The sequence below is a fragment of the Bythopirellula superficialaquae genome, from assembly GCF_059632245.1.
In genome coordinates this window covers 5150270-5162922 of sequence record NZ_CP197426.1, presented here as the reverse complement: position 1 = coordinate 5162922, position 12653 = coordinate 5150270, and the positions used below count along the sequence as shown (strand labels likewise).

The following is a 12653-nucleotide window of genomic DNA, read 5'->3' as shown; positions in this document are numbered from 1 at the left end:
CCGTGGGCTGCCGCCGTCGGCTAGTAGAGATAAAAAATGAGCAATACACTCATTACTTACATGCACGATCATTTGGCGGGGGCGCGGTTTGCGATCAGCTTGCTGCAAACCTTGCGGGAAGATCGTGAAAACATCGCCGTAAAGAATCTCGCCGAGGAACTGCTTTACGAGATTGAGGAAGATCGTCAGGTGCTGGAGCATTTGGCGGATAAGATCGGCCAGCCGCAGAATAAGTTGAAAGAAGGTGCTGCTTGGCTGGCACAGAAGGCTAGCCTTTGGAAGTTGGGCAGCGATGGTGCATCGCTGAGCACGTTTGAAGCACTCGAAACGCTTTCGCTGGGGATTATGGGAAAGCTCGCGCTATGGCGGGCTTTGCGGGTATTGCAACCCGAGGAGCCAATTCTGTTTGAAACCAATTTCGAGCATTTGTGCAAACGGGCCGAGCGGCAGTTTTTTCGCGTGGAGCGTTTGCGGATCAAGCTGGTGCCGAAGGTGCTGTCGAGCGACAACGAAGTCGCGGTGGCTTAAATCTTTTTTTCCGAGGCGGGACGCCTCGGCTATTTATGATGTTCCATCCGCTCAAGCAAACTTTCCATGCGGGCGATTTGCTTTTGACTGTCGGCGATCAGTTGCTCGAGCACGATGATCTTCGTCGTGAGTTGGCCGTTGAGATCGCGGGCGAGATCAATCATTTCGGCGCTCATCTCGCTCGTTTTCCAGGGCTTCGCCGTTGGCGGTAGCCGGCGCATGTCGTTCACGACGGTTGTGTTGCGCTGACGGGCCTTTTCGGCTTGGGCTTTGCGCATGAGCGTGTAAATCAGCACGGCACAGCCGGCTAGCATTAAGACAGACGCTCCCAAGTTGGCGAAGATGACGATCATCGGTTTACTTTCCAAACGCGGAACGAGCTGCTGCTTCAATCGTGCTTAACGAGACTTTATGTTTTTCCACGGCTTGCACACATGCTTCGTATTCCGGCGAAAATTTTTGGCTGCCATCCGGAAGTTGCGCCACGATTCCCGTGATCTCGCCATAAGGCGTAACGACGGTGACGCTTTGCCGCGGCAAGATCCAACGGTCGAGCGTCGAGCGACGTAAACCGAGGGCCGTCGTTTCGCGGAAGATGATCGTTGCGAGTTGCTCGGCGTCGCTGGCATGGCATTGCACTTGGAGCAATACGCCGGGGCGATTCTTTTTCATCGCCAGCGCGGTGGTCGCCACGTCGAGTGCGCCGGCTTGCCATAAAAGTGTGGCACAATGACCGATCGTTTCGCCTGTGGTGTCGTCGAGATTGGTTTCCAAGAGCGTGATCGTGTCGCTCGCAAATGGACTTCTTGCGGCGGCTGCTTCGCCCACCAGTAATCGCAACAGGTTGGGATGCTCGAAATCTTTTTGTCCCGCGCCGTAACCAATTTTTTCAATCGACATCGGGGGGACGGGCCCGAACTCATCCACGAGCGCCGCGACAATGGCCGCACCGGTGGGAGTCGTGAGTTCGCCTGCAACAGTCGAAGCTGCCAGCGGTACGCCGCGCAGGAGTTCACCCGTCGCGGGGGCGGGAATCGCGCACCGACCATGAGCGATCTCGACAAACCCCGTGCCCGTGGGAACTGGGGAACAGACGATGCGGTCGACGCCCAATAGATCCCAAGCGATGGCCGAGCCGACAATGTCGGCAATCGAATCGACCGCTCCGACTTCGTGAAAGTGAACTTTCTGAATCGTCGTGCCGTGAACCTTGGCCTCGGCTTCGGCGAGCCGAAGAAAAATCTTTTTGGCGAGTTGCTTTTGATTTTCAGAGAGCGTGCTGCCATCGATCATCGCGTCGATGTGATGCAAGTGGCGATGCTTGTGTTCGGGTTCGTGAGCGACGGTGATTTGCAGCGCCCGGAAACCACATTTCTTGGTTTCGGCCACTTCCAGCCGGCAGCTTGGCAGGCCGAGTGAATCAATTCCGGCTTGAACTGTGGTCAGATCGACACCGGCATCCAAAAGGGCTCCGAGCATCATGTCGCCGCTGATGCCGCTGGCACAGTCGAGATAAGCAATCCTCATACCGCCTTGTTCCCGCTACAGTTTTTTGCATTTCGTTTTCCGCGGCCCACATTTTAGGGGATAAACTTAAAGAGGGCGACTCTAGCAAGATTGTGCGGGGAATTTGCTTGATTCCCGTAGAGCGCGTCGAGATTTGATTTTTTGACGCGGTGGGGCAAATGGCATTTCACTTGCTCCATGAAATCTGGCGTGTTATAAGCGAAAGTTGGGGTAATCGCTGCCAAAAGCGGCACTCGCTTGGTTGACCACGGGTGCACGGGCTGAAGGTGCAATTAGATTGTCGGGGCGATTTAGGGCCGACGCACATCAGGTCTGACAAATGGCAGAAGACAGGCGGTAAGCGGTGATGGCAAGTGTGACATTGCGAGTTCTTGACGGCGCCGACCGTGGCAAGGTTTTCGATCATCTGGAGCCTCCCATCACCATCGGCCGCGAGGAAGGGAATTCCGTTCAACTCAACGACGAACGGATTAGCCGCTTCCACATCAAGATTCAAGAAGACCAAGAAAAGCTCGTGCTGACCGATCTGGAAAGCACGAATGGCACGCGGGTTAACGGCGAAGACACGCACCTGCGAATTCTGCGCTACGGCGACGTCATTAACGTAGGGCGTTCGGTGTTGTTGTTCGGCACGCGCGAGGAAATCGCCGGGCGGATCCACGACCTGCGCAACGACGGCCTGTGTGTGAACGAAGATTTCGCCACAAGCGAGTTGGTGCCCGCAAATTCCAATTCGCTGAGCTTTGAATTGCGGCTGGGTTCTTCGGAAGAACTACAAAGCACTCTGCATATTCCCGAGCCGCCGGATTTGCCGAACTCGCTCACCGCGGGTCAAGCGGCGCAGCTTTCAGAGTTGCTCGAATATTTGCATCTTCGCGCGCGGCACATTGTCCGCGGCACGAGCATCGACGAAAAAGATCTCAAGGCAACACTCACCGCCGAGCAGTGGCAGGATTTTCTCGACCTGCAATCTCAGCTCGCCGAGTATCTCAAAGTGATTGGGGATGCGAATCGGGAAGAGTGAGCTTGTTTACGGAGCAAGCTCCGGCGCTAGGATCTTCCGCGATTTCTTGCGTCTGTCTCCCTTGCTAGCAACCGGGTACAATGGCGGTTTGCCGTTCTGTTGTGCCTAGTTTGCTGAAGGGAATCGCGCGCGTGTCTCAGCCGTTCGTTCATCTGCATTGCCATAGCCATTACAGTCTCTTAGACGGGGCGAGTCCGATCAAAGGGCTGGTCAATCGCGCCAAAGAATTGGGGATGAACGGCCTCGCGCTTACCGACCACGGCAATCTTTATGGCGCGCTGCAGTTCTATCAGGCATGCAAAGATGCCGAGATCAACCCCATCCTCGGTTACGAAGCTTATGTCGCGCCGGGGAGCCGCTTCGACAAATCGGGCGCGAACAGCAGCAAGGAAGCCACCTATCATTTGACGCTTCTCGCGCAGAATCGCATCGGCTTTCAAAATCTGATCAAGATGGCGAGCCGCGCTTTCTTGGAGGGCTTTTATCACAAGCCCCGCATCGATCGCGAACTGCTTGTGGAATACAGCGAGGGGATTATTTGCCTGAGCGGCTGCGTGTCGGGTGAATTCAGCCGGGCGATCCTGAATGGCAGCAATGCCGCGACCGAGGATCAAATTGCCCAAGGGATCGCGATTACGCAGTGGTTTCACCAAGTCTTTGGCAATCGGTACTTCATCGAGATTCAAAATAACGGCCTCGCCATTCAACGTCAGGCGATGGAAGCCGCGGTGGAAGTGGCGACTCGCGTGGGCCTGCCCGTGGTGGCGACCAGCGATGCCCACTATGTGAATCAGGAAGATGCCGAAGCGCAGGACGTGCTGTTGTGCATCAACACGGGCAAGTTTCGCACCGACACGAATCGCATGAAGATGGAAGGGGATCAATTCTTCCTGCGCAGCCCCGATCAAATGTACGCAGCGTTGCCGAATTTTGAAGATGCGCTGAAGCGTTCGCAGGAAATCGCCGACTCGGTGCATATCGATCTTGAGTTGGGCAAACGGCATTTCCCCAGTTTTCAATTGCCCGCGGAAAAGAAATCCGACGAGTACTTACGCGAACTGTGCCTCTCTGGACTTAAAGAACGCTATGCCGATGAAAGCAAGCGTTGGAATGGCGACGATCTTTCCAAGGAAGTTTACGACCGCTTGGAGCGCGAGCTGTATGTGATCACCAAGCTTGGTTTCTGCGATTACTTTTTGATCGTGTGGGACTTCGTGCGGTTCGCGGTCGAAAAGGGAATTCCCTGCACGGCGCGCGGTTCGGGTGTAGGATCGCTGGTGTGTTATGCGCTCAAGATGAGCCACGTCTGCCCGCTGGAGTACGATCTGCTGTTCGAGCGGTTCCTGGATGAAAACCGCCTGGAAGCGCCTGATATCGATATCGACTTCTGCAAGGATCGCCGCGCTGAGGTGATCCAATATGTAAAGGACAAATACGGCGAGGCGAACGTCGCGCAGATTGGCACGTTTGGGACACTGGCCGCACGGGCGGCGATTCGCGACGTGGGCCGCACGTTGGGGATGCCGATCTTTCGCGTCGATCAAGTCGTGGCGATGGTTCCCGACCAGTTGGGGATCTCGATTGGCGAAGCCTTGGTGCAAAGCGACGAGCTCAAGAAGGCGTATGAGAACGATCCAGAAATTCATCAGTTGATCGATCTCGCGCAGAAGATTGAAGGCCTCGCGCGGAACGTGGGTACTCATGCGGCGGCTGTGGTGATCGCGGGTAGGCCGGTTGATGAATATGTGCCGCTGCAGCACGTGAAGGGGAAAAGCGAAGTCATCACGCAATGGGCAATGGGCGACGTTGAGCGCGCCGGCCTGCTGAAAATGGACTTCTTGGGCCTGCGCAATCTGACGATCCTGGCGCGAACGATTGAACTGGTCGAGCAATCGCAGGGCAAACGAATCGATCCTTATAAGTTTCCGATTGATGACAAGGAAACCTTCGCCCTGCTCTGCCGCGGCGAAACCAAGGGTATTTTCCAGCTCGAAAGCGGTGGTATTCGCGATCTGCTGCAGCGAATGAAGCCCGACCACTTCCACGACATCATCGCGACGAACGCGCTCTATCGCCCCGGCCCGCTCGAAGGGGGCATGGTCGACGACTACATTGCCGTGAAGCATGGCCGGCAGGAGGCCGAGTATCCGCATCCGGTGATGAAAGACGTGCTCGTCGAAACACATGGGGTGATGGTTTATCAAGAACAAGTCATGCGGATTTTGAATCGCTTGGGGGGGATTCAGCTCTCTCAGGCGTATACCTGCATTAAAGCGATCAGCAAGAAGAAACTGCCGATGATCGCCAAGTACCGCGAGGAGTTTCTCGACGGTGCCCACAAGCAGGGGCTGGACAAGAAGAAGGGCGAAGAGCTCTTCGGCATGATCGAAAAATTCGCGGGCTATGGCTTCAACAAATCGCATAGCACGGCTTACGCACTGATCGCCTACATGACGGCGTATCTCAAGGCGCACTTTGCGGTGGAGTTCATGGCCGCATTGCTGTCGTGCGATATTCCTGGTCGGAATTTCAAGAGCAAGGATTCGCTGGTCGAGCATTTGGAAGATTGCCAGCGGATGAACATCGAGGTTGTGCCGCCGAATGTCAATTCGAGCGATCCGGACTTCACGGTTGCGGACGGCAAAATCATGTTCGGCTTGGGGGCCATTAAAGCGTGTGGCACGGGGGCCGCGGAAGCAATTGCCGCCGAACGAAAGAAGAATGGACCATTCAAGAGTTTGTTTGATTTCTGCGAGCGGGTCGATCCGCAGCTTTGCAATCGCGCGACGATTGAAGCGCTCGTTAAAGCGGGTGCGTGTGATACGCTGGGCGGGCATCGGGCGCAGTTGATGCTGATGCTTGATCGGGCGTTGCAATCGGGTGCCGCTGCCGCGGCGGATCGTCGCAGTGGACAGAAGGGGCTGTTTGGCGACGACGATGAAGAAGAGGTCGCAGCCCAACCTGTCGATTTGCCGAACATTCCCGCGTGGGATGAGAAAGATCAGCTCGCCCGCGAGAAGGAAGTTTTGGGCTTTTATCTATCCAGTCATCCGCTCGCTGAACACGAACAGACTTTGCGCACGTATTGTTCGAGTTCTGCGTCGCTCGCCAAGATGAACCATCGTGATGAAGTCGTGCTGGGGGGGATGCTGGCGGCGATCAAGTTTTCGCACACCAAGAATCCGCGGCCTGGCAGCGTACACACGAAATACGCGATGTGGGATTTGGAAGACCTCGACGGCATGGTGCGCTGCATCATGTGGCCTGAGCAATTCGCTGAGTTTGGTACGATGGTCGAGCCCGACAAAATCGTGGGCATCATCGGCAAGGTCGACCGCCGTCCGGGGAGCGAAGAAACAAATCTGATCGTCGACAAGCTGTTGACGCTCGAGGATTTAGCCAAGCAGTTTTCCAGCGGTATGGTGGTCCGCGTGCGCGAGGATCAGCACGGCGAACAGGGACTCACACAACTTAAGGAAATTGTGCGCGGATATCCGGGATCGAAGAAACTGAAACTTCGCTTGGAATTGTTGGATGGTAGTTGCGTCTTTTTCGATTGTGCCGTAGGAATTGAGCCGAGCCCCGAACTCAATACGCGGATCGATCAACTTTTGGGCGATGGCAACCGCAAGATGGAGCGTGCTCCGTTACAGTCGCAGAATAATGGCAATGGCAACGGGCGACAGTATCGGCAAACGGCCCGTGCGTAGCTTCCTTGGCACATGAATTGCGAATCATTTCAGGATGAACAGTGAATATCTCAATCCCGGTCCTACCCGCGAATACGTCGATGAGATGAAGGGCGCAGTCCTGCTTGAATTCGGAACGGGCTGGTGTGGCTATTGCCAAGGAGCGGCGTCGTACGTGGCCACTGCGCTTCGAGAGACTTCGGGCATCGAACACATCAAAGTGGAAGATGGCCCCGGCAGGCCGCTGGGGCGAACATTCCGTGTCAAACTGTGGCCGACCCTGATTGCGCTCAAGGATGGCGTGGAAGTGGCCCGCGTCGTGCGACCACAAAGTGCCGATGAAGTTCGTGAAACGCTGGCACAGATTTCATAAGAAGAATGCGCCGTCTGAGCCACGTTCTCTCGTTGAGGAAGTAAGGCGAGCCAATTAGAATCGTTCTTACAGCTTTCATCCCTCAAGGGTCACGCATGTCTGCAATTAAACGTATTTTGGTCACTGGTGGAGCGGGGTTTCTCGGGTCGCATCTTTGCGAGCGGATGGTCGGGGAAGGGCACGACGTCATTTGCCTTGACAATTTTTTCACGAGCCAGAAGACCAACGTCGAACATTTGCTCGGGAAGCCAAATTTCGAGTTGATTCGGCATGACATCACGCTGCCGATCGTCTTGGAAGTCGATGAAATTTATAACCTCGCTTGTCCGGCATCGCCCGGTCACTATCAATACAATCCCATCAAGACGATGAAGACTTCGGTGCTGGGAGCGATCAACACGCTTGGTCTGGCTAAGCGCTGCAAAGCGCGGATCTTGCAGGCTTCGACCAGCGAAGTTTATGGCGATCCGGAAGTGCATCCCCAGACGGAAGATTATCGCGGCTCGGTCAATCCGATTGGCCCCCGCGCGTGTTACGACGAAGGCAAGCGAGCGGCAGAGACGTTGTTCATGGATTATCATCGCCGCAACAAGGTCGATATTCGCATTGTGCGAATCTTCAACACCTACGGCCCGCGAATGCATCCCTTCGACGGACGGGTCGTTTCCAATTTCATCCGCCAAGCTCTGTTGGGCGAAAATATCACGCTCTTTGGCGACGGATCGCAGACGCGGTCGTTTTGTTATCGCGATGATTTGGTGGAAGGCATCATTCGCATGATGAACAGCTCTGGCGAATGCGTCGGGCCGATTAATTTGGGCAATCCCGACGAATTCACGATTCGCGAGTTGGCAGAACTCGTCATCGAAATGACAGGCAGCAAGTCGAAAATTGTTGAACGGCCTTTGCCGGAGGATGATCCCACGCAGCGTCAGCCGGACATCAGTCGGGCCAAGAAATACTTAGATTGGGAACCGAAGCTCAAGCTGCGCGAAGGCTTGGTCAATACAATTGAATGGTTTCGCTCGATTCGTTTGGAAGACTACCGTGCGCCGACGCCCCACTATTGAGATGCTTGGTCCACTATTGAGTTACTTGAGATGTCGTAGGGAGCAACAAGGCCGCGCGGTAAATCAGCGGACGAGCCACACGAAACAGGATTAAGCCCGTAACCACGCCCATGACATCGAAGAGCCAATCCATGCTGTCGCAGGTTCGGCCCACGGGGATTTGCGTGATTTCGTCGAACGCACCGTAGAGTGTGCAAACGAGGCAAACCGTGAAATAATGAACCGGCCGTAGTCGACCGATGGTCAGTTCCCAACTAGTGAGCAGAAACAGCGACAGTGATAGATACGCCCAGAAATGAATCGTCTTATCGCTGGCGCTGATACCTGTGTGCAGTGGGCCAGGGAGATGCGTGCCAATGAACATGGCGATCAATAGACCCACGGTAGCGAGCCACATTAACGTAGCCGCACGACGCAAAGGAGTCGAATTCATCATGGTGTCGGAATGCATCAATATTTCCCAGCAATGTGATAATTATAGCAGATAGTCGTGGTGCGAGCGGAAATTATGCGTTCTTGCTTCTTACGCCCCTCCTCACCTGGCCGTTCTGAGTCGAAAAGAAAATTCTTCCCATGTCGAAAAATCTCGCAGAAAATGAACGGGCCGCGGAAGATTTGCGGTGGATGGCGCTAGCACTTGCCGAGGCCGAGCAAGCCGCGGTGGAGGATGAGGTGCCGATTGGTGCGGTGATCGTTCGCGACGGGCAAATCCTGGGCTCGGCCCACAACCAGCGTGAACAATTGCGCGATCCCACGGCGCACGCCGAGATGATTGCGATCACGCAGGCCGCTGCAGCATTAGATTCCTGGCGACTGGAAGGCTGCACGCTGTATGTCACGTTGGAGCCTTGCCCGATGTGTGCGGGGGCGATTGTCCAATCCCGCGTCAAGCGAGTCGTTTATGGGGCCGACGATCCGAAGGCGGGTGCGGTCAGCAGCCTGTATCAAATGCTACAAGATGCGCGGCTCAACCATCGAGCGGAGGTCGTAGCGGGTGTGATGGCCGAGGAGTGTGGCCGGATTCTTTCAAGTTTCTTTCAGCAAAAGCGTTTGGCGAATAAATGAACCAGTTGTTTGCGAACGGGGTCAATTATGAACCTGACTTGGCAGTGGTAGCGATTGTGCCGTTGAAGTTTTACCGTTAAGGCAGACTTGTCCGTGGATTTGGCCGCGAGGCGTTTAAGCATCGTGTAGACTATTTCGGGTCGATTGCGGGAGCAATTCCCGAGGAAATAGGCAGATTGTTGTCCCAGCAGTCCGCCACTCCTATGATAGTAGAGAGAGCCAATCGCGTGTCGGTGTGGATTAAGGTTATCAGCCATGATTAATCGAATTGCTTTTTCGGCCACATTTGTAATTTCAGCTTTGTGTTTGAATGAGCTGGTCCTGTTCGCGCAGCCGGCTGGATATGGGGCTACGCAAATGAATAACATTCTCTCGCGGAACAGCGCCAGTCAATTTACGACGAGCCGAATTATGCAGCAGGTTCGTAATCAGGCGGTTCCACCGGCGGGTGTTGGTGGTGTGAATCGGCAGAATTTTATTGGCCGTGGTTCCTCACCGCTGGGGGGGCCAGCTTCCAAGCCTTTTACTGGTCTTGATCGTGGACCCTCTGTGAGCCCTTATTTGACTTTGTCAAATCCTTTCTCGACACCATCGGACTTTTACAACATTGTGCGTCCCCAACAGGATCAGCGAGCCTTTAACGATCGCATTTCACGCCAGCAGTACGCCCAAAGCCGCAAGCTCAATCAAATGGCCGCACAGGGGCCTTATCAGATTACTGGTAATGAGAGCGCAGCACCTACAGGTCACGGTACGGGCTTCATGCAATTTAACGCGTTCATGAACACGGGAAATTACTTCCCGGCTCCTACTGGCCCTAAAGAACGCTAAGCGACCAATCGTTTAGCGGCGTTATCACGGCCTTGCCGATAGTATTTCCATCCTGGCAAGAAGAATGTTGCCGCGGAAACGATCCCGAAGATCGAGACGCCGTATTCGAATCCTTGGCGTTGCATCTCGGCCATGATCACTGACATGGCCAGCATAGCCCCGGCGTGAACATAGAAACTGCCCGCCAAGATTCCGGCCTTCATCACAAAAACCATCCCGCCGATCAAACCTAGCACGGGGGACAGTTTCAGCACAGGCAGGTTCAACAGTTCTTCGACCCAAAAGAGCAACATCACTGCAACGATGCTACTGCCCCACGCATGAGCGATCTGACGTTCGACAGCGGTCACGGGCCCAGCGCGATGCCGCAAGGCCCAAAAAATTGGTGCCCACACGGTCAAGCCGCCGCCCCATAAGAGCAAGTAAGGCCATGGCTCTCCCATGGCGGGCCAATGAGTCCGCTGCAAGTGCATCCAATTAGTGAGCAAGCACATGATTAACAAGATTGCCGCGTGCCACATCCAAAGTACTCCCCAGTTCTCTAGGACTGTGGCATGGTGAGTTTCGCGAAACACGCGGGCCATGACGTCGGTGAATCGGCCACTTCGGGCGATGATGGATTCGCCATTCAAATAGGCTTGCAAATCATCGGCCAAGTATCCTGCCGATGCGTAGCGCAGTTCGATGGGCTTTTGCAAACACTTGAGAATGATCATTTCCAAATCACGACTGACGCGGGGGTTCAACAATCGTGGCGGCAGCGGGTCTTGTTCTAGGACCATTAACAACGTGTCGACGGGCGAGGTGCCTTGAAATGGCGCACGGCCCGTGATCAGTGAATAGAGAATCGCACCAAGGCTGTAGACGTCCGACGCAGGCCCGACTTTGCCACGATTGCCGGCCGCTTGTTCAGGGGCCATGTAAGCCGGTGTCCCCAGAATCGTGCCAGATTGGGTGAGCGACGAATTGCTCGCCGTAAGATGCTTGGCCAGCCCAAAGTCGGTCACATGGGGCACGCCATCGAGATCGATAAGAATATTGGGCGGCTTCAAATCGCGATGAATTACGCCACGACTGTGAGCGTATTCAATGGCTCGCGCGATCTCAAGCACAATTCGCACGGCATCGCGTTCGGCGATAGGGCCCTGTGCGATGCGATGGGCCAGCGTTTGCCCCGTGATCAACTTCATGCCGAAGAATTGCCACCCGGCAATTTCCCCGACTTCATAAATGGGAACGATGTTCGGGTGCTCTAATTGGGCGGCAGCTGCCACTTCGGCTTGAAAGCGCGCCTTATCAAGCTCCGAGGCTTGCGAACCCTGCAGGATCAGCTTCACTGCGACTTCGCGGCCGAGGCTTTGTTGATGGGCTCGGTAAACGATACCCATGCCGCCTCGACCGATTTCTTCGATGAGCTCAAAATCTCCCAGCACACGGGGCGGCTCAAGATCGGCATTGCGTGTGGGTTTGACGAATGGGAGTGTTTGGCTATTAGTATGGCTAGCGACGGCATCGACTAGTAAGGCCGTGCCCCATAAGGCGCGAAGCTCGTCAGCAAGATGCGGGTGTGCAGCAGTGAGTTGTTCCAAGCTGGGACGGTGACTTGCACTGCGATCAGTGATGTCCGCGAAGATCGCAGCAAGTTCGAGATCGCGTTGTTCGGAATTGGCTGCGTGCTTCATGAGACTTGTTCATCGGAAGCAGGACCGTCTGAGCCATCCATGAACTGGCGCAATCGTCGCATGGCACGGAGATACCGCATGCTGGCGGCTTGCGGCGAGAGTTGCAACACTTGTGCCGCCTCGGTATTGGAAAGGTGCTCGAAATGCCTGAGCAACACGATTTCTTGATCGAGGTCATCAAGCTGCTCGCAGGCTTGTTGAAAACGTGCTTGCAGTTCATGCCATGTCGCGGCCGCGGCGGGGGTAAGTTCTGAATCGCGAATTTGCGCGAGCAGATCGACCGACGACTCGTTACCCGCGGCAGCGACCAGTGGTTGCTCGCGGTCTAAACTTCGCCGGTCGGCGCCACGATGACGACGGTGGGCGTCGATCAAGCGATCTTTGGCCATTTGCCGTAGCCACAAATGAAACGGCATCACCGGGTTTTGAAGATAGTCGTTGAGCCGGCGGTTGGCTTCGATCAAAACCTCCTGCACGATATCGCTGGCATCGACTCGCCGCTTGATCATTTGATCCATGCGGAGATCGATCATCTGGCGAATCGCCACGCGGTGGCGATCGAGCAGTTGATTCACTGCATCGCCGTCACCGCTGCGCGCCGCGGCTAGCAACTGTTCGGTATTCTGCTGGTCGGGCCACATGCGTTTGCCACGATTCGTTTAGGTCAAATCTGCCATTTGTCAGTCCTTTTAGTATCGCAAGCTTAGGGTACGGTGACAACGAGGCATATAACTCAAAAAACTGGTCTTGCGGTCGAATCAGGCCTTTTGCTAAAAGCCTTCCGCTTTTCGTGACAGGATCTCTTCTACTACCAATATTCCAGTCCCGATTGGCTTTCGCAGGCAACTGTCTGCGCGAGTGCGC

The 12653-nt window shown here is 55.2% G+C and carries 12 protein-coding genes; 7 read left to right on the top strand and 5 right to left on the bottom strand.

Features of this window, described 5'->3' with window-relative positions; all coding sequences use genetic code 11:
- Positions 1–36: 36 nt before the first annotated feature.
- The gene (locus SH678x_RS21310; protein ID WP_496920480.1) at positions 37–528 is read left to right on the top strand and encodes a hypothetical protein; all 492 of its coding nucleotides are present in this window, start codon (positions 37–39) and stop codon (positions 526–528) included.
- Positions 529–557: 29 nt separating this feature from the next.
- Here the strand turns inward: SH678x_RS21310 and SH678x_RS21305 are convergent, their stop codons facing one another.
- Positions 558–881 (bottom strand): hypothetical protein, encoded by a 324-nt coding sequence (locus SH678x_RS21305; protein ID WP_496920479.1) that lies wholly within the window; start codon positions 879–881, stop codon positions 558–560.
- Between the two features lie 4 nt (positions 882–885).
- A complete protein-coding gene (gene larC, locus SH678x_RS21300; protein WP_496920478.1) occupies positions 886–2055 on the bottom strand; it encodes a nickel pincer cofactor biosynthesis protein LarC in 1170 nt (389 codons plus the stop codon).
- 346 nt (positions 2056–2401) lie between these two features.
- On the opposite strand from larC, the gene SH678x_RS21295 reads away from it, so the two are divergent.
- From SH678x_RS21295 to SH678x_RS21280, 4 genes are all read left to right on the top strand, one after another.
- A complete protein-coding gene (locus SH678x_RS21295; RefSeq protein WP_496920477.1) occupies positions 2402–3079 on the top strand; it encodes an FHA domain-containing protein in 678 nt (225 codons plus the stop codon).
- A gap of 131 nt (positions 3080–3210) precedes the next feature.
- The gene (gene dnaE / locus SH678x_RS21290) at positions 3211–6789 is read left to right on the top strand and encodes a DNA polymerase III subunit alpha (protein WP_496920476.1); all 3579 of its coding nucleotides are present in this window, start codon (positions 3211–3213) and stop codon (positions 6787–6789) included.
- A 34-nt stretch (positions 6790–6823) separates the two neighbouring features.
- The gene (locus tag SH678x_RS21285) at positions 6824–7141 is read left to right on the top strand and encodes a thioredoxin family protein (protein WP_496920475.1); all 318 of its coding nucleotides are present in this window, start codon (positions 6824–6826) and stop codon (positions 7139–7141) included.
- Positions 7142–7236: 95 nt separating this feature from the next.
- Positions 7237–8211, top strand: a complete 975-nt coding sequence (locus SH678x_RS21280; RefSeq protein WP_496920474.1) for a UDP-glucuronic acid decarboxylase family protein — start codon at positions 7237–7239, stop codon at positions 8209–8211.
- 13 nt (positions 8212–8224) lie between these two features.
- On the opposite strand, the gene SH678x_RS21275 is transcribed toward SH678x_RS21280, so the two are convergent.
- Positions 8225–8662 carry a VanZ family protein gene (locus SH678x_RS21275; RefSeq protein ID WP_496920473.1) on the bottom strand — a complete coding sequence of 146 codons (438 nt, stop codon included), beginning with the start codon at positions 8660–8662 and terminating at the stop codon, positions 8225–8227.
- 122 nt (positions 8663–8784) lie between these two features.
- On the opposite strand from SH678x_RS21275, the gene tadA reads away from it, so the two are divergent.
- Both tadA and SH678x_RS21265 read left to right on the top strand, forming a co-directional pair.
- Positions 8785–9276, top strand: a complete 492-nt coding sequence (gene tadA / locus SH678x_RS21270; protein ID WP_496920472.1) for a tRNA adenosine(34) deaminase TadA — start codon at positions 8785–8787, stop codon at positions 9274–9276.
- A 255-nt stretch (positions 9277–9531) separates the two neighbouring features.
- Entirely contained in the window at positions 9532–10107 is a 576-nt protein-coding gene (locus tag SH678x_RS21265) for a hypothetical protein (RefSeq protein WP_496920471.1), read from the top strand.
- On the opposite strand, the gene SH678x_RS21260 is transcribed toward SH678x_RS21265, so the two are convergent.
- Positions 10104–11789, bottom strand: a complete 1686-nt coding sequence (locus SH678x_RS21260) for a serine/threonine-protein kinase (protein WP_496920470.1) — start codon at positions 11787–11789, stop codon at positions 10104–10106. The two genes, SH678x_RS21265 and SH678x_RS21260, sit on opposite strands and share 4 nt — an antisense overlap.
- The gene (locus SH678x_RS21255; protein WP_496920469.1) at positions 11786–12430 is read right to left on the bottom strand and encodes a sigma-70 family RNA polymerase sigma factor; all 645 of its coding nucleotides are present in this window, start codon (positions 12428–12430) and stop codon (positions 11786–11788) included. Before SH678x_RS21255 ends, SH678x_RS21260 begins: the two co-directional genes overlap by 4 nt.
- Positions 12431–12653: the final 223 nt, after the last annotated feature.

Excerpts from the sequence above, each read along its gene's own strand:
- tadA (WP_496920472.1), top strand. The coding sequence starts at position 8,785 with ATGTCGAAAAATCTCGCAGAAAATGAACGGGCCGCGGAAGATTTGCGG.
- SH678x_RS21255 (WP_496920469.1), bottom strand. The coding sequence starts at position 12,430 with ATGTGGCCCGACCAGCAGAATACCGAACAGTTGCTAGCCGCGGCGCGC.
- SH678x_RS21275 (WP_496920473.1), bottom strand. The coding sequence starts at position 8,662 with ATGCATTCCGACACCATGATGAATTCGACTCCTTTGCGTCGTGCGGCT.
- SH678x_RS21260 (WP_496920470.1), bottom strand. The coding sequence starts at position 11,789 with ATGAAGCACGCAGCCAATTCCGAACAACGCGATCTCGAACTTGCTGCG.
- SH678x_RS21285 (WP_496920475.1), top strand. The coding sequence starts at position 6,824 with ATGAACAGTGAATATCTCAATCCCGGTCCTACCCGCGAATACGTCGAT.
- SH678x_RS21305 (WP_496920479.1), bottom strand. The coding sequence starts at position 881 with ATGATCGTCATCTTCGCCAACTTGGGAGCGTCTGTCTTAATGCTAGCC.
- larC (WP_496920478.1), bottom strand. The coding sequence starts at position 2,055 with ATGAGGATTGCTTATCTCGACTGTGCCAGCGGCATCAGCGGCGACATG.
- SH678x_RS21280 (WP_496920474.1), top strand. The coding sequence starts at position 7,237 with ATGTCTGCAATTAAACGTATTTTGGTCACTGGTGGAGCGGGGTTTCTC.
- SH678x_RS21310 (WP_496920480.1), top strand. The coding sequence starts at position 37 with ATGAGCAATACACTCATTACTTACATGCACGATCATTTGGCGGGGGCG.
- SH678x_RS21295 (WP_496920477.1), top strand. The coding sequence starts at position 2,402 with ATGGCAAGTGTGACATTGCGAGTTCTTGACGGCGCCGACCGTGGCAAG.
- SH678x_RS21265 (WP_496920471.1), top strand. The coding sequence starts at position 9,532 with ATGATTAATCGAATTGCTTTTTCGGCCACATTTGTAATTTCAGCTTTG.